Source organism: Halomonas ventosae, from assembly GCF_004361885.1.
Taxonomy (GTDB): Bacteria; Pseudomonadota; Gammaproteobacteria; order Pseudomonadales; family Halomonadaceae; genus Halomonas; species Halomonas ventosae_C.
The window spans coordinates 1-20380 of the sequence record NZ_SNWH01000029.1 but is presented as its reverse complement, the minus strand read 5'-3'; the positions used below and the strand labels follow the sequence as shown (position 1 = coordinate 20380).

Sequence of the window (20380 nt, the reverse complement as noted above, 5' to 3'; positions counted from 1 at the left end):
CTTGAGTGAAAAGTGCCGCGGTGATGGCAACACCGCCCGTTGCGGTCCTCAGTCGCTCTCTTCCTCTTCCTGCGCCTCCGAGTCGGCCTCCTCCTGCTTGGGACGGCGTGCCATCAAGGTAATCTCGACGTGGCCGCCGCCGTAGAGGCGTGGCGTCTGGCTGCAGGTACGCGCCGGGTAGTCATGGCCGTCGAAGAATTCGGCGTAGGTGGCGTCCATGTCGCGGGTCATGTCGAGGTCGGTGATATGCACGTCGCTGCGGACCACGTCGCCCATCTCGCAACCGGCAGAGTTCAGCATGCGCTGAAGGCTGCGCATTACCAGGCGGGTTTCTTCCACGATGTCGCCAATCACCGCCTCGCCGCCCTGAATATCCGCGGCGGTCAGCCCCGACAGGAAGACATAGTCATCGTCCAATACCATATGGCTGCCGGGGAACAGCGGCAGGGGTAGAGTTACGTCGTTCTGATGGTCGGGCATGGAAATTCTCGTTTTCAGTGCATGGTTCCTTACGAGGATAGCCATTTCCTTGGGACGCCGCCCTAGTCTCAGCGTGGTGCTTTATCATGGTCGGGGGCTGGGCGCCAGGCTTTTCTCATGGTATTTCTGGGCGCTGACCTACTCACTGACGGGAGTCCACCGATGAGCCATGTCTCCGATACGCTTCTCAACGCATCGACGTCGACACTGCCATGACTGAGATCCGTCCCGCCGCAACCCTCGCCCTGGTGCGCGATGGCCACCGGGGGCTGGAGGTTCTGCTGCTACAGCGCACCTGGCAGGCGGCCTTCCTGCCGGGCTACTTCGTCTTCCCCGGCGGGGCCGTGGACCTGCAGGACCCGGATGTCCGCGCCCTTGTCTCGGGCCAGGACGACGCCACCATCAGCCAGACCCTGAGCCTTGACGAGGGCGGCGCCGATTACATGATCGCGGCTCTGCGCGAGTGCCTGGAAGAGGCGGGCCTGCTGCTGGCCGTGGATAGTCAGGGGCGCCTGCCAGCAGGAGACCATCCAGTGCTGACGGCGGGACGCGAGGCGCTGCGGCGCAGCGACACCAGCTTCCGGGCGCTGTGCGAGCAGCATGGCCTCGTCCTGCCGCTGGACCGCCTGGCGTATCTCGGGCACTGGGTCACCCCCCGCGGAGCCCCGCGGCGCTTCGACACACGCTTCTTCGTGGCCTTGGCGCCGCCGGACCAGCAGGCGGCCCATGACGGCTGCGAGACCATCGACCATGCCTGGCTGCCTCCCGTAGAGGCCGTGGCCGCGCATCGCCAGGGCCGCATGGCGCTGGGCTACCCCACCCTGCGCACCCTGCGCCTGCTCGCCGACTTTTCCACCACTGAGGCGCTGCTGCGTCACGCCCATGCCAACCCGCCCACGCCGCGCCCCAGCCGCCCCTGGCCGGCCCGCAAGGGCGGTACCGCCTGGCAGGTGGAGCCGGATTCGCCGGCCTATGCCGAGGTGCGCCGCCTGGATCCGCATCGCCAGGGCACGGCGCGTGCCGAGCTCGTGCCCGGCCGAGTGGTTCAACTCGCCCCGGGCGTCACCCGGATCACCGCGCCCAATGCCGGCGTGATGACCGGCCCCGGGACCAACAGCTATCTGCTCGGTGACGGCCACGACCACCTGGTGATCGACCCCGGCCCCGCGGAACCGGCTCACCTGGAGCGGCTGCTGGCGCTGTGCGGCGGCCGGCTCTCGCGGGTGCTGGTCACCCATACGCATATCGACCACTCGCCGGGCGCGGCCTGGCTCAAGGCGCGTACCGGCGCCCGCCTGGTGGGCCTGCCACCCCCGCTCGGGGACAGCCAGGATGCCAGCTTCGAACCCGACTACCGGCCTCACCATGGTGAGCGGCTGGCCACCCCGGCTGGCCCGCTCAAGGTGCTGCACACGCCGGGCCACGCGTCCAATCACCTCTGCTACCTGCTGGAGCCGGCGTGGCTGTTGTTCGCCGGCGATCAGGTGATGCAGGGCTCCACGGTGGTGATCAACCCACCGGACGGCGACATGGCTGCCTACCTGGAGGTCCTGGACGCCCTGGGCGAGGAGCCCTTCGACACCATTGCCCCGGGCCACGGCTTTCTGATCGGTGAAGCCCATGCCGCCATCGACTACCTGATGACCCATCGGCTGGCTCGGGAGCACAAGGTGCGCCGGGCCCTGGCGCGCCATGGGCCGGCGCCGCTGGAAGCCCTGACGCCCCACGCCTACGACGACGTGCCGGCGGAGAAGCTGCGGGTGGCGACGCGCTCGGCGCTGGCCCACCTGCTCAAGCTGGAGACCGAGGGACGCGCCGAGCAGCAGGCCGGACTGTGGGTCTCGCGGGAGGACTGAGCGCCTGTTACGAATGGCTCGAGCGGGGGCGGGCCAGCAAACGGCTTCCAGGGCGCACCTCAGGCGAGCTGTTTCGGCGCTGCAACCACGAGTGCGACTGTGAGGTGCTGCTGGTGTGTCATGCCCCAGGGACCAACATGGTTGCAGAGGTCTGCGGGTTTCGTTCCAATACGGACCTCGCCTTCACGCCGTGAGGAATCACTGTGCCGGATGCCCATCTCGCCGATCCCGCCCTGACGCTCTATCACACCCTGGAGGCCATCCAGTGGCAGCGCAGCTTCGATGCACGCTCGCTGACCCGTGGACGGGGTTATGCGCGGCAGGGCAGCGTGCGCGACGGCACCCGTCTGGAACGTGACGGCGATCTGCTGGTGCTGCGGGCCCAGGTGGATGGCCGCGGGCGTCATCGTTACCTGACGCGACTGGCCGTGGACCCCGACCGCCCCGAGATGGGCGTGGTCAGCGATTGCAGCTGCCCGGTGGGGCGCCAGTGCAAGCATGCGGTGGCGGTGATACAGTGCTTCATCGACGAGATGGAGGTCGATGGCCTCCCGACCCGCGACGACGCGGCCTTGCTCGAGCAGCGTTGGGAGTCGTGGCTGGCCGAGCTCGAACCAACGCCCGACGGCAAGCGCTACATCGAGGCGCTGGAGGAGGACTATCGCCTGGCGCTGTTTCTGGACATCGACCCGAATCCTCGCTCGCCCACCCTCAAGGTGTCACCGGTGTGGGTGCGGCCGGCGAAACAGCGCAGTCGCGGTAACGGCTGGGTCAAGCCTCGGCCGATCATGGTGCAACGCGGCGGCGGCCTCTCGCCCAGGCCGCCCCAGGGGCTCCCGCCGGAGCAAGAGGAGGCCCTGGAGCTGCTGATGCTTGGCGATCAGCGCCGCCAGTTCTCCAGCGTAGGATACCAGCAGTGGTGGAATCCGATTACCCATGCCTTCCAGGCGCGGGCACTCTGGTCGCTGCTGGAGAGCGATACGCCGCCACTGCTCTTTCACCCCAAGCAGACCGGCGCCATGCTCGACCCGGGCCCGGCTTGTCGTCTGACCCTGGCCTGGGAGCCCGACGCCGAAGGCAACCAGCACCTATACGCCGATGCCGAGCCCGCTGACGTCATCTCCCATGAAGCCGCGATCGTGCGTGCCGGTACCGAGCTCTGTTATCTCGATGAGAAGAATGGCCGCTTCGGGCGTCTGCAAGGCGACCCCGAACTGCTGATGCGCCTGCGCCACGCGCCGCCGCTGCCCCCGGAGATGAGCGGCTGGCTCAGCGAGCGACTGAACAAGGTGCCGGGCCTGGCCGAGCGGCTGCCGACACCGCAACAGGTGGAGGAGCGCACCCTGGAGGGCGTTTCGCCACGTCTCAAGGTCACCATGCGCCTCGCCACCGGCCAGCTGGGCTATCGCGACGGCGCTACGGTGCCGCGCTGGATCGAGGTGGCGGCCGCCGTGGTGGGCTTCGACTACGACGGCATCGAGGTGCCGCCGGAGGAGGGCGAGAGTGCCCAGGGCTTCCGTGATGGGCAGCGTCTCACCGTGATGCGCGACCCCGAGGCGGAACTGTCGTTGGTGCGCACCCTGCCCCCCGGCATGGTGACCCTGGAGCGCCTGCGGCAGATCGACGCCGTGCCCGAGCATCTCGATCTCCCGGAGTGGACGCTGCTGCTGCCCCTGGACGGCACGCCGCCGGCCACTGCCGCCGAATGGCCGACCCACCTGGCCGGCCCCGATGACTGGTGGGAGATGATCGCCCGGCTGCGCCAGGCGGGCTGCCGGGTCGAATTCGCCGACGACTTCCCCGAGGAGCCGACTTACCTGGAGCCGGACGACTGGTACGGCGAGCTGGAACCGACCGGTAACGGCTGGTTCGACCTGGCGCTGGATATCGAGGTGGAGGGCGAGCGCCTCAACCTGCTGCCGATCCTGCGTCGCCTGTTCAAGGACCCGTACTTTCCGCTGGAGCCTGCCGACGACGAAGCCGAAGACGCCACCTGGACGCTGAGCCTGCCGGAGAACCGCCGCCTGGTGATGCCGCTGGCACGGCTGCGCTCGCTGATGGCGCCGATCCTCGACTGGCTGGGTGACGAGAACGATGCCGAGGCGGCGCTGCGCCTGCCGCTGACCGCCGCCGAGCAGGTAGCGCCGCTGGCCGAGCATGAGCGTTGGGCCGGGCGCGAGGACGTTACCGCCCTGGCCCGGCGCCTGCGAGAGCTGCCCGCCAGCCTGCCGGCACCGCCCGGCTTTGCCGGCGAGCTGCGCGACTACCAGGCCCGCGGCGTCGCCTGGCTGCGCTTTCTCTCCGAGCTCGGCACCGGCGGCATCCTGGCCGATGACATGGGCCTGGGCAAGACGGTCCAGGTGCTGGCGCATCTGCTCGACGAGCGCGCCCGCGGCGCGCTCGCGCGCCCGACCCTGGTGGTGGCGCCCACCAGCCTGGTGGGCAACTGGTGCGCCGAGGCGGCACGCTTCGCCCCCGAGCTCAACGTCGTCGCCCTGCAGGGCGGCAAGGCTCAGCGCGAGCGTCAGTTCGAGGAGGCGCTGCCGAGTGCCGACCTGGCGGTGACCACCTATGCGCTGCTGATCCGCGACCTCGAGCGCCTGCGTGAGCACGACTTCGGCCTGCTGGTCCTCGACGAGGCCCAGGCGATCAAGAACGCCGCCAGCCAGACTGCCCGGGTGGTTCGCGAGCTCAACGTCGACCGCGCCATCGCCATGACCGGCACCCCCCTGGAGAACCATCTGGGCGAGCTGTGGGCCCAGCTCGACGCCGTGGCCCCGGGAGCGCTGGGCAGCCAGCAGTGGTTCGGCCAGCGTTTCCGCACCCCCATCGAGAAGGAGGGTGATGTGGCACTCCGACAGCGCCTCTCCCGGCGCATCGCGCCGCTGATGCTGCGCCGAACCAAGCAGCAGGTGCTGGCCGAGCTGCCGGAGAAGACCGAGGCCCGCCGCGAGGTCACCCTGAGCGGCGCCCAGCGCGAGCTCTACGAGAGCCTGCGGCTGGCCCAGCACCAGCGGGTGCAGCAGGCGGTGGCCGAGCGCGGCCTGGCCGGTTCCGGCATCGTCATGCTCGATGCGCTGCTCAAGCTGCGCCAGGTGTGCTGCGACCCGCGGCTGGTCAAGCTGGAGAGTGCGCGCCAGACCCAGCGCTCGGCCAAGCTGGAGCAGCTGCGTGAGCTGGTGCCGCCGCTGGTGGAGGAGGGGCGGCGGATCCTGATCTTCTCGCAATTCACCGAAATGCTGGCACTGATCGGCGAGGCCCTGGAGAAGGATGGCATTCCCTTCACCACCCTCACCGGCGACACCCCGGGCAGGACCCGCACCCAGCGGGTAACGCTCTTCCAGCAGGGCGAGATCCCGGTGTTCCTGATCAGCCTCAAGGCCGGCGGCACGGGCTTGAACCTCACCGCCGCGGATACCGTGATCCACTACGACCCCTGGTGGAACCCGGCGGTGGAGGCCCAGGCCACCGGCCGCGCCCACCGCATGGGCCAGCAGAACCCGGTGTTCGTCTACAAGCTGGTGTGTGCCGGCACCGTGGAGGAGCGCATTATTGAGCTGCAGGCGCGCAAGGCCGATCTCGCCGCCTCGATCCTCGAGGGTGGCGCCGAGCACACAAGCGACGGCCCGCTGTTCGACGAGGAGGATCTGGCGCTGCTCTTCGCGCCGGTAGCGTAGTGGGTGAGGTCACTGGTGAGCCAGGTGAAGAAAAATTGGTTGATCGCAAATTGGCGTGAAAACAGCGGGAATGTCGCGTAGGACGGATAAGCCGGAGGCGCATCCGGCGTTTCCGCCCGGTGCGCTGGCGCTTACCGGGCCTACGGGGTCTGATGGCCAGCCGGTATCGTGCAGTTAACGATCACGCCAGTCTGTGAAGAACCGAAAAATTTCCGCTTTCGTTGTGAATTGAAGGGTGTCTTGTATGAAGACGTGGTGGACGCCATCGAAGCGGAAGTCCGCAAGACCCTTGGCCAGGAGGCGGATGAGACGCCCGCTACCCCTTGAGCCCAAACCCCAAACACGCTTCGGCAAGGAGGCTGAACATGCCCCGTTTCCTGCACACTGCCGACTGGCAGATAGGTCGCCAGTACGCTCGCTTCGCACCCGAGGATGCCGTGGCGCTGGCCGAGGCGCGCTTCATCGCGGTGGAGCGCCTGGCACGCCTGGCCGATGAGGAGCGCGTGGATGCGGTACTGGTGGCCGGCGATATCTTCGACGCCCAGACCCTGAGCGAGCGTACTCTGCACCGTACCTTCCAGGCCCTGGCCAGTTTCAGTGGCCCCTGGATCATGCTGCCGGGCAATCATGACGCCGCCTTGGCGGAGAGCGTCTGGACCCGCGCCCGGCGCATCGCGGCCATTCCCGACAAAGTACACCTGCTGCTGGCGCCCGAGGTGTCGCTGTTCGAGGAGCTCGGCGTGGCCATTCTCCCTGCGCCCCTGACCCAGCGCCAGACCCACCGCGACCTCACTGCCTGGTTCGACACGGCCGAGACCCCGCCGGGGCTGTTGCGCATCGGTCTGGCTCACGGCAGAGTGGAGGGGCAACTGGCAGAGGGCATCGACGCTGCCAACCCTATCGCCACCAACCGCGCCGCCAGCGCCGGGCTGGACTACCTGGCCCTGGGCGACTGGCACGGCCTCAAGCGGATCGACGAGCGCACCTGGTACAGCGGCACCCCCGAGCAGGAGCGCTTCAAGAATAACGCTGCCGGCCAGGCGCTGCTGGTGACCCTCGATACCCCCGGCGTCATGCCTGAGGTGGAGGCCCGGCCCATAGGTCAGCACGGCTGGTACGCCTGGCGGCGTCGGCTGTCGGTGGCCTCGGACCTCGACGCCCTGTTGGCGGAACTGGAGGCGCTGCCGCCCATGTCGGTGCTGGACCTCACCCTGGAAGGCCAGCTGGATCTTGCCGGTCAGCAACGCCTGGAGCAGGCGCTGGGTGCCGCGGCCGGACGCCAGCGTAGCCTGCAGGTGGAGACCTCCGGACTCGGCCTGGTGCCCACCGCCGAGGATATCGCCGCGCTGCACGCCGACGGCTACCTGGGCCATGTGATCGCCGAATTGCAGCGACGCCAGGAGGTTGAAAGCGAGCGCGAGGTCGCTCGCGAGGCCCTGGGCATCCTTGCCGGGATGCTGGGCGCCCGTCCGTCTCAACAGCGTGAGGAGCCCCAGGGATGAAGCTGTCGCGTCTTCGCCTCGAGCAGTTCCAGCAGTTTCGCACCTCGCTCGAGGTCAATGACCTCGGCGAGGGCATCAACCTGTTTGCCGGCCCCAACGAATCTGGCAAGAGCACCCTGGTGCGCGCCATCCGCGCCGCCTTCTTCGAGCGCCATCGCTCCACCAGCCTGGGCGAGCTGCAGCCGTGGGGCGAATCCTCGGCGGCCCCCGAGGTCACCCTGGCCTTCACCTGGCAGGGGCAGGAGTGGCAGCTGGACAAACGCTTTCTCCGGCGCCAGCGCTGTGAGCTGGTTGCCGCCGGTGAACACCTTAACGGCGACGAGGCCGAGGAGCGTCTGGCCGAACTGCTGGGCTACCAGTTTCCCGGCCGCGGAGCCAGCAAGGCCGAGCACTGGGGCATTCCGGGCCTGCTCTGGGTCGAGCAGGGTGCGGGTCAGGAGGTACGCGACTCGGTCGGTCATGCCGGCGAGCATCTGCAGTCGGCGCTGGTCGGCAGCCTGGGCGAGGCCCTTGGTGAGATGACCAGCAGCAGCGGCGATGCGTTGATTCAGCAGGTGGAGCGTGAGCGCGGCCGTCTGCTGACGGCTACCGGCCGGCCCACCGGCGACCTGCGCGAGGCGCAGCAGGCCTGTGAAACGCTGGAGGACGAACTGGCCCAGCAGGAAGAGGCGGTCAGACGCTACCAGGCCAGCGTCGACCGCTTGGGCGAGCTCGAGCGTGAGCAACAGGAGATCGATGCCGCCCGGCCCTGGGAAGCCCAACGAGAAAAGGCCCGCGCGGCCGAGCAGCAGCTGAGGGCCGTCGAGAAGCTGCAGCAACAGCAGGCTCAGGAGCAACGCGACCTGGAAGGCTGCCAGCGTCAGCAGCGGCTCTACCGCCAGCAACTGCAGGACTTCGAGACCCAGGCGGAGCAGCTGGTCACGCGCCAGCAGGACAACCAGAAGGCCCGCAGCCGGCTCGAGGCCTGCCAGGTTGGCGAAGAGCCCGTTCGGCGCCACCTGACGGACGCCACCGCGGCCTACGAGCAAGCCGCAGCCCGTCTGCAGGCTGCCCGTGAGCGCGACCACCGCCAGACCCGACAGGCGGAGCATGACCGGCTGGCCGAGCAGGTGGCAACGCTGGACGAGACCCTGGGCAGGGCCCGCAGCCTGCGCGACGCCCTGCAGCGCCTCGCCGCCGATTACCAGGCCCAGGCCGTGGACGGTAAGGCGCTGGGCGAGCTGCAGCGGCTCGAAGCCGAGCTCGGCAGGTTGGCCATCCAGCAGCATGCCCTGGCCACCCGGCTGGGCTTCTCCCTGGAGGCGGGGCAGCGGCTCGAGCTGGACGGGCAGACCCTCAGCGGCGAGGGTGAAACGCTACTGCTCGAACAGGCCGAGTTGCGGATTCCCGGGGTGGGCAGGCTGACCATCCAGCCCGGTGGCACCGACGTCACCGACTTGCTGCGCCGGCAGCAGCGCCGAGAGGCAGAGCGCGACGCACTGCTTCAGCGCCTGGGTGTGGCCGACCTGACCACCGCCGAGGCGCAGGCCAGGCGTGCCCGCGAGCTCGAGCAGCAGATCCAGGAGGCGCGTGCGCGACTCGAGGGCCTGGCGCCTGAGGGCGTGGATGCGCTGGAGAGCCAGCACCGGCTGGCCGTCAAGGGGTATGAGCAGCTGGCCGCAGAGCTTGCCGGGCTGCCAGCGGCAGAGCAGCAGGCCGAGCTACCCAGCATGGCGCAGGCTCAGACCGAACTCGACAGCGCCGGTGAAGCGCTGAAGGCGGCAGAACAAGCCGAGGTGGCTTATCGCCAGCAACTCAGCTTGGCTAAGCAGGCTCTGGCGACCGCCGGGGCCGAGTGGCAACGGCTTCACGATGAGCTCAATGCCCCTGATCGCCAGCGGCGTCAGCAGGAGGCCCGCGATGCGCTGACCGATCTCAAGGCGGAGGAGCAGCGCCTGGCCACATCGTTGCAGGCGCTCAAGCGGCAGATCGACGCCGCCAACCCCGAGCTGCTGGCCCAGGACGTCGAGCGCTTCTCCAGGGCCGCCGATGCCATGCAGCGCCACGCCAGGGAGCGTGAGGCCGAGATCACCCAGCTCAGGATCCGCCTGGAGACCCTGGGGGCCAACGGCCTGGAGGAGCAGCGTGACGAGACTCGCCAGAGGAAGGAGAGCCAGCAGCGCCGCCGCGAGCAGCTTCAGCGGCGCGCCGCCGCGCTGGACCTGCTGCTGACGCTGCTCAAGGAGCAGCGCCAGGAGGTTACCCTTCGCCTTCAGGCGCCGCTGCAAAAGCACCTCAACCGCTACCTGAAGCTGCTGTTCCCCGGGGCCGAGCTCACCGTGGATGAGGAGCTCAAGCCGGAGACGCTGATACGCACGGATGCCAGCCCGGAGGAGCGCGGTGATCTGGAAGCGCTCAGCTTCGGGGCCCGGGAACAGATGGGGCTGATCAGTCGCCTGGCCTACGCCGACCTCTTGCAGGAGGCGGGCCGCCCCACCCTGATCATCCTCGACGATGCCCTGGTGCATTGCGACCAGGCGCGCCGCGAGCAGATGAAGCGCATCCTCTTCGATGCTGCCCAGCGCCATCAGATCCTGATGTTCACCTGTCACCCGGAAAACTGGCAGGACCTGGGGGTGGTGCCCCGCGACATGCGTACCCTGAAAGAGGCAAGCTAGCCGCTCGGCTGATCCGTAATGACGCAAGGCAACGAAACCCGGATAATGAACGGTTTCGTTCGCCTACGCTCAACATTTTACCGGTGCCCCATGGAAATCAAGGTCAATTATCTCGACAACCTCCGCCTGGAGGCCAGGTTCGACGACTTCACGGTCATCTCCGACCAGCCTATCCGCTACAAGGGGGATGGCTCGGCGCCGGGACCCTTCGACTACTTCCTGGCCTCCTCGGCGATGTGTGCGGCGTATTTCGTCAAGGTGTACTGCAACGCGCGTGACATCCCCACCGAGAACATCCGGCTGTCGCAGAACAACATCGTCGACCCGGAGAACCGCTACCAGCAGATCTTCAAGATCCAGGTGGAGTTGCCGGCGGAGCTATCCGACAAGGACCGCCAGGGCATCCTGCGCGCCATCGACCGCTGCACGGTAAAGAAGGTGGTGCAGACCGGGCCCGAGTTCCAGGTCGAGGCGGTGGAGAATATCGACGAGGATACCCAGGCGCTGCTGATGGGCAAGGTGCTGGGCGAGGCGAATGGCGAGAACGGCACCTGGATCGAGGGCAAGGACCTGCCGCTGGAGCAGACTATCGCCAACATGACCGCGATCCTGGCCGATCTGGGCATGAAGATCGAGATCGCCTCCTGGCGCAACATCGTGCCCCACGTCTGGTCGCTGCACATCCGTGACGCCGCCTCGCCGATGTGCTTCACCAACGGCAAGGGCGCCACCAAGGAGAGCGCGCTGTGTTCGGCGCTGGGCGAGTTCATCGAGCGGCTGAGCTGCAACTTCTTCTATAACGACCAGTTCTTCGGCGAGCGGATCGCGGGCAGCCAGTTCGTCCACTACCCAAACGAGGAGTGGTTCCAGCCCGGCCCCGACGACGCGCTGCCGGCAGGCCTCCTCGATGCTTACTGCCGGACGATCTACGATCCCGAAGGGGAGCTTCGCGGCTCGAACCTGATCGACACCAACTCCGGCCAGCAGGCGCGCGGCATCGTCTCGCTGCCCTTCGTGCGCCACTCGGACGGCGAGGTGGTCTACTTTCCCTCCAACCTGATCGAGAACCTCTACCTCAGCAACGGCATGAGCGCCGGCAACACCCTGCATGAGGCGCAGGTGCAGTGCCTGTCGGAGATCTTCGAGCGGGCGGTGAAGAAGCAGATCATCGAGGAGGAGCTGGCGCTGCCGGACGTGCCCCAGGAGGTGCTGGCGCGCTATCCCGCCATCGTCGAGGGCATCGAGGCGCTGGAGGCCCAGGGCTTCCCGGTGCTGGTCAAGGATGCCTCGCTGGGCGGGCAGTTCCCGGTGATGTGCGTCACCCTGATGAACCCCAGGACCGGCGGCGTCTTCGCCTCCTTCGGCGCCCACCCGAGCTTCGAAGTGGCGCTGGAGCGCAGCCTCACCGAGCTGCTCCAGGGCCGCAGCTTCGAGGGCCTCAACGACTTCCCGCCGCCCACCTTCAACTCGCTTGCCGTCACTGAGCCCAACAACTTCGTTGAGCACTTCATCGACTCCTCGGGGCTGGTCTCCTGGCGCTTCTTCAGCGCCCGTTCGGACGTCGAATTCGTCGACTGGGACTTCTCGGGCAACGGCGCCTACAGCACCGAACAGCAGGCGGCGACCCTGTTCGGCATCCTCGAGGAGCTGGGCCTCGAGTCCTACATGGCCCTCCACGAGGACCTGGGCGCGCCGGTGTGCCGCATCCTGGTGCCCGGCTTCTCCGAGGTCTACCCGGTGGAGGACCTCATCTGGGACAACACCAACAAGGCGCTGCTGTTCCGCGAGGACATCCTGCATCTGCACGAGCTCAGCGACGCGCAGCTGGCCGATCTGCTCGAGCGCCTGGAAGAAAGCCAGATCGACGACCACCAGGGCATCATCACCCTGATCGGCATCGAGTTCGACGAGAATACCGAGTGGGGTCAGCTCACCATCCTCGAGCTGAAGCTGCTGATCAACCTGGCGCTGGGCCAGCACGAGGCGGCGCTGGAGCGGGTCGAGATGTTCCTGCAGTACAACGACAATACCGTCGAGCGCAATCTCTTCTACCGTGCGGTGCAGGCGGTGCTCGAGATCGTGCTGGATGATGATCTGGAGCTCGATGACTTCCGCTACAACCTCGGCCGCATGTTCGGCGAGGCGACCATGGCGGCCGTGGTGGGCTCGGTGAACGGCAGCGTGCGCTTCCACGGCCTGACGCCCACCAGCATGGCGCTGGAGGGGCTGGAGAAACACCAGCGCTTGATCGAGAGCTACCAGAAGCTCCATGCTCACCGCGCGGCCCGGGCCGGGCTGGCCGTGTCGATGGCGTAGCCGGTCGCCATGGCCCTGGTCAAGCGGCTACAGGAACGCCTCTAGTTCCTCGCGAGCCAGATTGCCGCCGGTGACCACCACTACCACATCACCTTCCGGCGGCAGCGTCACGGTGCCCTGCCGCAGGGCGGCCACCCCCACGGCGGCACCGGGCTCGGCGGCGAGCTTGCTGCGGTAGAGCAGATGATGCATGGCCTCGTGGATGGCGGTCTCGTCCACGGCCACCAATGCCTGGACATGTTGGCGGCAAAGCGGATAGGTATGCTCGCCGACCCCATTGGTCACTGAGGGCGTGGTCGAGCACCAATGGCGTCGCGGAAAGGGTGTCGGCCAGGCGTGCCTGCGCCTGCCGGATACTGGCCAGTTCGATCATCTGTTAAGCGTAGCCTTTCATCCCCGCCATGATAAAGCCTCGCACCTGACAATGCCGGCGGCCCACCGGACAGGTGGCATCAATCGTCATCCTTGCATACGCTGACTGTTCAAGATTCCGGGTTCAGGGCATTGCACACGAGGTAACGATGCGTAACCACAACCGCTATTCTGCCATCTCGATCATTAACCATTGGCTTACCGCGCTGCTGGTTGTCGTCATGCTGGCATTAGGCTTTGCTGCAGGGGCGGCGCCGTCTGAGGAAGTCGAAATATATATCATCGGTGTTCATATATCGCTGGGCTTCTTTGTACTGATCTTCGTTGCCTGGCGCATATTATTCAGGCTGTATGAAGGTTTCCCCGACAATATCGGGAAAACTGCCTTGGAGCGTCGCACCGCCTACTGGGTTCACAGGGCGATATTGGTGCTTCTGGCACTCCAGATCGTGACAGGCCCCCTGTACCTGTTCACAGAGAACGAATGCATGGGGGTGTTCGGATGGTTTTCGGTGTGCATACCGCTGGAGAGCTTGTCGTTCATCCATGAGCCCATGGAATGGCTGCATCTGAATGTTGGCATATACCTGCTTCCGGCTTTGCTTGTGCTGCATTTTCTTGGCACGATACGCCACTATGCCACTACCGAGAAACAGCAGGCGCCGTCGGATCTGTGAGCGAGTTCCCATCGTCACTCCCTCAGGTTGACCGCTTGAGGGAGTGACACATTACCCCGCCTCATTCATCAGGATGCCGAACGAGAGAGTCGACCTACTTCAACGTCATCCGATCGCTTGATAGTCGGTTGACCCAAGCTCGATTCGGCCTTTGCTCGTCTTTTCATCACATCGGGTCATCACATCGGGTCATCACATCGGGGGCCAAACCATCCGCCGTTGCAGACCCGCATGCATGGCATCGGTATTGTCATTGCGGCCACGTCATCTGCTGAGCCGCGGGGCGCGTTGCGGGTTTACCGATCACCACCGAAGGAGCGCACATGGCGACATTGAGTACGCTGTTCGTGCTGCTGGCTGCCCTGTTCTGGGGGCTGTCCGGCGGCATCGCCGGGGTGCTCATGGCCGACGGCTGGAACCCGCTGGTCGTTTCGTTCTATCGCGGTGCGATCGGGCTGGTGTTCGTGCTCGCCTGGCTGGCACTGCGCCCGGGCCGCAGCGGCCTGGCTGATCCCCGGCTGTGGGGTTGGTCGGTGATGGCCGGGCTAGGCGTGGCCGGCAACTTCACCTTCTACTTTGTGAGCATCTCCGAGGGCAGCGTGGCGGTGGCGGCCACGCTGATGTACTGCGCCCCGGTGTTCGTGTTTATCGTCTCCTTCGTCCTCAAGCTCGAACGGCCCACGCCGCTCAAGTGGGCCGCCATCGTCATGGTCATGCTGGGGATCGTGCTGCTGACGCGTATCTACGACATCCAGCCGGATGGGGTGACCCCCCTCGGCGTTATCGCCGGGCTGCTCTCCGGGTTCTCCTACGCCGTCTTCATCTTCGGCTTCAAGTATGCCGCGCCCCATGGCAGCCCCCAGGCCATTCTCGTCATCGCTTTCGCGGCTCTCTCGCTCATCCTCTTCCCGCTGGGCGATACCGGCCAGACCCTCTCGGCGTTGGGCACGCCGAGTTGGCCGCTCTTTGTCGTGCTGGGCGTGCTGGGTGCCGGCGTGTCCTTCATCCTCTATGTCATCGGGCTCAACTATACCGCCCCGGCCGTGGCCGCCATCGTGGCCATGGTCGAACCGGTCACGGCGTCGCTGTTCGGCATCGTGGTGCTCGATGAGCGCCTGGTCGGGACCGAGCTGGTCGGCATGGGCCTGATCCTGCTCACGGTAACGGCGTTGAGCGTTGTGTCCAGCAGCCGCTGAGCGTTCCGGCCGAACGATCTGGAACATATCGAGTCTGAGCCACCCTCTGCAACCGGATTGCTGCCATGTTTCGCGCCCTCTTGCGCTATTTCGAGACCTTGGTCAACCCCTATCCCGAGGATTCCCGCGGCACACCCCCGAGGGGGTTGTTCGCCTTCATCCTGCACTTTTCGCGACCCGTGCTGCCGCTGCTGATCGTGATGTCGCTGCTGACGGCGCTGGTCTCGGCGGCGGAGGTGCTCTTCTTCAGCTACATGGGTGACCTGGTGGATTGGCTTTCTGGCGCCGAGCGCCAGGGCTTCTTCGCCGAGCATGGCTGGCGCCTGGCTGGCATGGCGGCGCTGGTGGTGGTTGGCCTGCCGCTGTTGACCCTGCTGCAGGCGCTGGTGACCCAGCAGAGCATCTTCGGCAACTACCCGATGATCGGCCGCTGGCTGGCCCATCGCCACATGCTCGGCCAGAGCCTGGCCTTCTATCAGGACGAGTTCGCCGGGCGGGTCTCCCAGAAGGTGATGCAGACGGCCCTGGCGATACGCGAGACGGTGATGAAGCTGATGGACCTGATGGTCTATGTGCTCGTCTACTTCACCGGGGCCATGCTGCTGATGGGCCGCGCCGAGCCCTGGCTGATGCTGCCGCTGGTGCTCTGGCTGGGCGGCTATATTGCCATCATGTGGGTCTTCGTGCCGCGCCTGCGGGCGGTCTCCATGGCGCAGGCCGACGCCCGGGCGGTGATGACCGGGCGCATCGTCGACAGTTACAGCAATATCCAGACCATCAAGCTGTTCGCCGATACCCGCCGCGAGCAGGAATACGCCCGCGACGCCATGCAGGGCTTCATGGAGACCGTGTATCGGCAGATGCGCCTGGCTACCGGCTTGACCGTCAGCTTGACCCTGCTCAACTCCTTGCTGCTGGTCAGCGTGGCGGCCATGGCCATCGGCGCCTGGTACCTGGAGGCGGTCTCGCTGGGCATCATTGCCGTGGCCATCGCCCTGGTGATGCGTATCCGCTTCATGTCCGACTGGATTCTCTGGGAGGTGGCCGGGCTGTTCGAGAACATCGGCACCGTGCAAGATGGCCTCAATACCATCGCCCGGGAGCCGGCGGTGCAGGACGCGCCCGATGCCAAGACGCTGACGGTGCCGCGGGGCGAGATCCGCTTCGAGGCGCTGCGCTTCGGCTATGCGCGCCCCGACGGCCAGGGCCGGCGGATCTTCGATGGTCTCGATCTGACCATCGCCCCCGGCGAAAAGGTAGGGCTGATCGGCCGCTCCGGGGCTGGCAAGTCGACCTTGGCCAGTCTCCTGCTGCGCTTCTATGACCTGGAGGGTGGACGCATCCTGATCGACGGTCAGGACATCGCCGGGGTGACCCAGGAGTCGTTGCGCGGACATATCGGCATGGTCACCCAGGACACCTCGCTGCTCCACCGCTCGGTGCGCGACAACATCCGCTACGGCAGCCCCCAGGCCAGCGAAGCGCAGATCCAGGAGGCGCTGCGTCGCGCCCATGCCGACACCTTCATCGACGACCTGGTGGACCTCCAAGGCCGCCGTGGCCTGGATGCCCATGTGGGCGAGCGCGGCGTCAAGCTTTCCGGCGGCCAGCGCCAGCGCATTGCCATCGCCCGAGTGCTGCTCAAGAACGCGCCCATCCTGGTGCTGGACGAGGCCACCTCGGCGCTGGATTCCGAGGTGGAGGCGGCGATTCAGGAGCAGCTCTATACGCTGATGGAGGGCAAGACGGTAATCGCCATCGCCCACCGGCTTTCGACCATCGCCATGCTCGACCGCCTGGTGGTGATCGACGAGGGGCAGATCGTCGAGAGCGGCACCCACGGCGAGCTGCTGGCCAAGGGCGGTCTCTATGCCGCCCTGTGGCGGCGCCAGTCAGGCGGCTTTATCGGCGAGGATATCGATGACGAAGCCAGGCCGGAACCCGCCGAGTCGGCGTCCGGACACGACTGAGGGCGCGCCCAGGGCAGGGCGGGGTCGCTGCCTGTAAGAGATGGCGAAACGGGCACGCAGGAAGAGCACCTGCTCAAGCGGGATGCCCTGGCGTTGATGGCGTCATCCATCAGTCGTGAGCCAGCGTTGGTGCGCGGGTGATTCTGCTACTGATCTTCTTCCTGCTTGGCTTTTGCATCGTCCTGCGCGCCATCTTCTTGCTTCTCCTTCTCCTTCTCCTTCTCCTTCTCCTTCTCCTTCTCCAGTTCCGGCAGCACCAACACCCGACACGGGGCATTCACCGCCACGTACTCCACGGTGGCACGGCGCAACGGCCAGCGCCCGCTGCTGCCGCGGGACACTAAGATCATCAGGTCGGCTTCAAGCTGAGCCGCCAGGCCCACCAGTTTTTCGCCGGCATTGCCGGCCAAGGCATGCAAGGTGGCGGTACGATTCAACGGAAGGTACTTGCGTACCAGCAGATCCAGGGTCTTGCGTACCTCGGCTTCCTTCTCCTGTGGTGCCTCCTGTGTCACATGGGGAAAGAAGCCGCCACCACCGCCAGGTTGAAAGGCGCTGGCCAGGTGGAGCTCGCCATTTTCAGCAAGCAGCTCCATGGCCGCTGCTATGGCACACTTACCTTCACCATCGTCCTCTGGATCAATGGCGAGCAACATTTTCTGATACATCAGCGGTCTCCTGTTTTGGCGTAGCGGCGGAGCCTTCCACCTCAGGAAAGGCTCTGCCCTGAACCAGCTCCTCGGCGCTGTAGCCGCGATAGTCTGCCCGCAGCATTCGTAGCAGTGCAATGCCCATGAACACCAGCAGAATGCAGAAGGGAAGCCCCAGGGTGGTGATTACATTCTGCAAGGCCTCCAGGCCGCCCGCCAGCAGCAATGTGGCGGCAATGCCGCCCTGCGCGACGGCCCAGAAAATACGCTGGCGCACCAGCGAAGGCTGATCATCGCGCCGGGTCAACAGGTCGATCACTAGCGAAGCAGAATCCGATGAGGTGGTAAAGAAGATCACGATGATGACCACGCTCAAAGCCGAGACCACGCGCGTCAGAGGAAAGCCTTCCAGGAAGGCGAAGATGGCCACCGAGGGATCCTGCTGCACCTGGGCCGCCAGCGAAAGCTGGCCGCTCATTTCTCCCTGTATGGCCGAAAGCCCAAAGACACCGAACCAGACCAGCGTGAAGGCCGTGGGGGCAAACAGCACACCGCCCACGAACTCACGAATGGTGCGTCCCCGAGAAATACGGGCAATGAAGATGCCGACGTAGGGTGCCCAGGCAATGGTCCAGGCCCAGTAAAACAGGGTCCACTGCCGCTGCCACTCAGTTTCCTTGTAGGTTTGGGTCCAGAAAGCCAGCCAAGGTAAATTGCTCAGGTAGTTACCCGCGCTCTGTACCATGCCCTCGGCAATGAACACTGTGGGGCCGACAAGACACACGAACGCCAGCAACAGCATGGCCAGGATGATATTGAGCTGGGAGAGGCGGCGAACGCCCTTGTCCAGCCCGAGGGCGACCGAGGTGGCGGCGATGCCGGTGATGACAGTGATCAGACCGATCTGGACCAGTGGACTGGAGGGTGCGCCTATCAGGTAGTTTAGGCCGCTGTTGAGCTGCAACGTGCCCAGCCCCAGCGAGGTGGCAACCCCGAACAGTGTGCCCAGTACCGCGATGACATCGATGGCCCAGCCCCAGGGCCCAAAGGCGCGTTCGCCCAGCATGGGGTAGAACAGGCTGCTGATGCGCATGGGAAGACGGTGGCGGTAGGCAAAGTAGCCGATTGCCAGACCCGGCATGGCGAAGATGGTCCAGGTGTGCAGGCCGAAATGGTACAGCGCAAAGGTCATGGCATCGCTGGCCGCCTGTTCCGAGCGTGGCGTGACGTTGTCCAAGGGTGGGTGGGCAAAGTGGGAAATCGGCTCCGCCACGCCCCAGAACATCAGAATGGTACCGATGCCGGCGGCGAACAGCATGGTGAACCAGGTGAGGTTGGAGTAATCGGGCCGGCTGTCGTCGGCACCTAGGCGGATATTGCCATAGCGGCTTACGGCCAGGCCGAGCAAGAAGATCAGCAGTGAACTGACTGCCAGAATGTAAAACCAGCCCAGATTAGCGGCGACCCAGCCGGTAATCAGGCTGAAATATGTGGCAACGGCCTTGTCAAAGGGGATCGCGATGGCGACAAACAGTGCCGCTATACCCGCCGAGGTGAAAAAGACTCCCGGTATGGTCTGTAACCCAAGACGACGTTGCAGCCAAGTCAGCACGCGCACCTCCTTTGCGGTAAAAAAGGTCAATAGCAAGAGCTTACCCTACCATAGGTGATACGGCACGGCAGGCCGGCGGCCCTCGGAGCAGCTTCCGCCCTGATGATGAGATGAGATAGCGCCGGAACTGGCTAGCCCGGCATCCGGCCACGATGGGCACGATTAAGGGCTCGCGCCAGGGGAGGGTGACGTTAGCTCAACATGTCACTCATGTGTTGGCGACCTGAGCACGCAGCCAAGTGATCTCCTCGGCCCAGATCGCCGGCTCGACGGTTTCCAGCACCATGGGTATCTCGTCGATACGCGGGTCGCGCATGAGAGTGGTGAATGCCTCCAGCCCGATGTTGCCCTGGCCCAGGCTGTGATGACGATCGACGCGGCTGCCGAACGCGCTCTTGGCATCGTTCAGGTGCATGCCGCGCAGGTACGCAAAGCCCACCACCTTGTCGAATTCATTCAGCGTGGCGGCGCAGGCCTCGGGGGTGCGCAGGTCATAGCCGGCGGCGAAGGCGTGGCAGGTATCGATGCAGACCCCGACCCGCGAAGTGTCATCGATCTGGTCGATGATCTCGGCCAGGTGCTCGAAGCGCCAGCCCAGATTGGTGCCCTGGCCGGCGGTGTTCTCGATCACCGCCGTGACGACGCGCGTCTCGGCGAGCACCTGGTTGATGGAGTCGGCGATGCGGGCGAGGCACTCGCCTTCACTGATCTTCTTCAGGTGGCTACCGGGATGGAAATTGAGCAGGGTGAGGCCGAGCTGCTCGCAGCGCTGGAACTCGTCGAGAAAGGCCGCGCGGGACTTCTCGAGCTCGGTGCTCTCCGGGTGGCCGAGGTTGATCAGGTAGCTGTCGTGGGGAAGGATCTGCCCCGGGTCGAAACCGTGTGTTTTGCAGGCCGTGCGGAAGGCCTCGATGGTCTTGTCGGTCAGCGGTTTGGCGTGCCACTGGCGCTGATTCTTGGTGAACAGGGCAAAGGCATCGGCGCCGATTTCCACGGCGCGCAACACCGCCTGGGCGGGGTCGCCGGCGGCACTGACATGGGCTCCGAGGTATTTCACGCGGTTTCCCTCCATCATCGCTTCGGTGAGGTACTACCATAGCACCGCGACAACCCAACTCGACTTTGCAACCCGGCACCGGCTCACATAGGCTCATTGATGAAATGCCTGGCAGGCAGGAAGGGAGGAAAGAAGACATAGCGTGATACTCGATGACTACCGCATGAAGGGCAGTCGCTCAGTCAACATGCACCGGTAGGGGCGGTAGCGTGGTTGAATCCTGCGCAGTCCCCTAATACTACAGCCGTAACTGAATGCGCTATAATCCATGTGACTGATATGAAAGCGATCACAGGGTGAAGGATGCAAGAGCTGGATCTCTCTGTCTCAGCATTAATGGATGACTTGGCAGCGCGAT

Annotated in this window: 13 protein-coding genes; 8 read left to right on the top strand and 5 right to left on the bottom strand. The window is 65.7% G+C overall.

The features are described 5' to 3' along the window. Nucleotides 1-48: 48 nt before the first annotated feature. Complete coding sequence (locus DFO68_RS14175; protein ID WP_133484287.1) at nt 49-480, bottom strand: RidA family protein; 432 nt, start codon at nt 478-480, stop codon at nt 49-51. A gap of 212 nt (nt 481-692) precedes the next feature. Here DFO68_RS14175 and DFO68_RS14170 point away from each other — a divergent pair, with 212 nt between their 5' ends. The 5 genes from DFO68_RS14170 (at nt 693) to DFO68_RS14150 (ending at nt 12488) form a co-directional block, all read left to right on the top strand. Further along, a complete protein-coding gene (locus DFO68_RS14170; RefSeq protein ID WP_133484286.1) occupies nt 693-2336 on the top strand; it encodes an MBL fold metallo-hydrolase in 1644 nt (547 codons plus the stop codon). Between the two features lie 203 nt (nt 2337-2539). Further along, nucleotides 2540-6013 carry a DEAD/DEAH box helicase gene (locus DFO68_RS14165; RefSeq protein WP_133484285.1) on the top strand — a complete coding sequence of 1158 codons (3474 nt, stop codon included), beginning with the start codon at nt 2540-2542 and terminating at the stop codon, nt 6011-6013. 365 nt (nt 6014-6378) lie between these two features. Continuing rightward, on the top strand, nt 6379-7515 hold the full coding sequence (locus tag DFO68_RS14160; protein WP_133484284.1) for a metallophosphoesterase family protein: 1137 nt from the start codon (nt 6379-6381) through the stop codon (nt 7513-7515). Next, the gene (locus DFO68_RS14155) at nt 7512-10172 is read left to right on the top strand and encodes an AAA family ATPase (RefSeq protein ID WP_133484283.1); all 2661 of its coding nucleotides are present in this window, start codon (nt 7512-7514) and stop codon (nt 10170-10172) included. The genes DFO68_RS14160 and DFO68_RS14155 overlap by 4 nt, the downstream gene beginning before the upstream one ends. Nucleotides 10173-10262: 90 nt before the next feature. Beyond that, complete coding sequence (locus DFO68_RS14150) at nt 10263-12488, top strand: OsmC domain/YcaO domain-containing protein (protein ID WP_133484282.1); 2226 nt, start codon at nt 10263-10265, stop codon at nt 12486-12488. A 27-nt stretch (nt 12489-12515) separates the two neighbouring features. On the opposite strand, the gene DFO68_RS14145 is transcribed toward DFO68_RS14150, so the two are convergent. Next, nucleotides 12516-12773 (bottom strand): pyridoxal-phosphate dependent enzyme, encoded by a 258-nt coding sequence (locus tag DFO68_RS14145; protein WP_133484281.1) that lies wholly within the window; start codon nt 12771-12773, stop codon nt 12516-12518. Nucleotides 12774-13009: 236 nt separating this feature from the next. Here DFO68_RS14145 and DFO68_RS14140 point away from each other — a divergent pair, with 236 nt between their 5' ends. From DFO68_RS14140 to DFO68_RS14130, 3 genes are all read left to right on the top strand, one after another. Further along, nucleotides 13010-13537: a cytochrome b gene (locus DFO68_RS14140; protein ID WP_133484280.1), complete on the top strand. Its 528-nt coding sequence runs from the start codon at nt 13010-13012 to the stop codon at nt 13535-13537. A 323-nt stretch (nt 13538-13860) separates the two neighbouring features. Continuing rightward, nucleotides 13861-14733, top strand: coding sequence for a DMT family transporter (locus tag DFO68_RS14135; RefSeq protein ID WP_133484279.1), 873 nt, complete (start codon nt 13861-13863; stop codon nt 14731-14733). Nucleotides 14734-14798: 65 nt separating this feature from the next. After that, nucleotides 14799-16703, top strand: a complete 1905-nt coding sequence (locus DFO68_RS14130) for an ABC transporter ATP-binding protein (RefSeq protein WP_133484278.1) — start codon at nt 14799-14801, stop codon at nt 16701-16703. Between the two features lie 146 nt (nt 16704-16849). Here DFO68_RS14130 and DFO68_RS14125 read toward each other — a convergent pair whose 3' ends face one another. From DFO68_RS14125 to nfo, 3 genes are all read right to left on the bottom strand, one after another. Further along, nucleotides 16850-17371, bottom strand: a complete 522-nt coding sequence (locus DFO68_RS14125; protein ID WP_133484277.1) for a universal stress protein — start codon at nt 17369-17371, stop codon at nt 16850-16852. Next, a complete protein-coding gene (locus DFO68_RS14120; protein WP_133484276.1) occupies nt 17343-18965 on the bottom strand; it encodes a BCCT family transporter in 1623 nt (540 codons plus the stop codon). Before DFO68_RS14120 ends, DFO68_RS14125 begins: the two co-directional genes overlap by 29 nt. A 208-nt stretch (nt 18966-19173) precedes the next feature. Then, nucleotides 19174-20022, bottom strand: coding sequence for a deoxyribonuclease IV (nfo, locus tag DFO68_RS14115; RefSeq protein ID WP_133484275.1), 849 nt, complete (start codon nt 20020-20022; stop codon nt 19174-19176). Nucleotides 20023-20380 lie beyond the last annotated feature (358 nt).

Bases quoted from the DNA above. Each gene is read 5' to 3' on its own strand.
- DFO68_RS14140 (WP_133484280.1), top strand. From the start codon at position 13,010: ATGCGTAACCACAACCGCTATTCTGCCATCTCGATCATTAACCATTGG.
- DFO68_RS14135 (WP_133484279.1), top strand. From the start codon at position 13,861: ATGGCGACATTGAGTACGCTGTTCGTGCTGCTGGCTGCCCTGTTCTGG.
- DFO68_RS14130 (WP_133484278.1), top strand. From the start codon at position 14,799: ATGTTTCGCGCCCTCTTGCGCTATTTCGAGACCTTGGTCAACCCCTAT.
- DFO68_RS14160 (WP_133484284.1), top strand. From the start codon at position 6,379: ATGCCCCGTTTCCTGCACACTGCCGACTGGCAGATAGGTCGCCAGTAC.
- DFO68_RS14170 (WP_133484286.1), top strand. From the start codon at position 693: ATGACTGAGATCCGTCCCGCCGCAACCCTCGCCCTGGTGCGCGATGGC.
- DFO68_RS14125 (WP_133484277.1), bottom strand. From the start codon at position 17,371: ATGTATCAGAAAATGTTGCTCGCCATTGATCCAGAGGACGATGGTGAA.
- DFO68_RS14175 (WP_133484287.1), bottom strand. From the start codon at position 480: ATGCCCGACCATCAGAACGACGTAACTCTACCCCTGCCGCTGTTCCCC.
- DFO68_RS14155 (WP_133484283.1), top strand. From the start codon at position 7,512: ATGAAGCTGTCGCGTCTTCGCCTCGAGCAGTTCCAGCAGTTTCGCACC.
- DFO68_RS14150 (WP_133484282.1), top strand. From the start codon at position 10,263: ATGGAAATCAAGGTCAATTATCTCGACAACCTCCGCCTGGAGGCCAGG.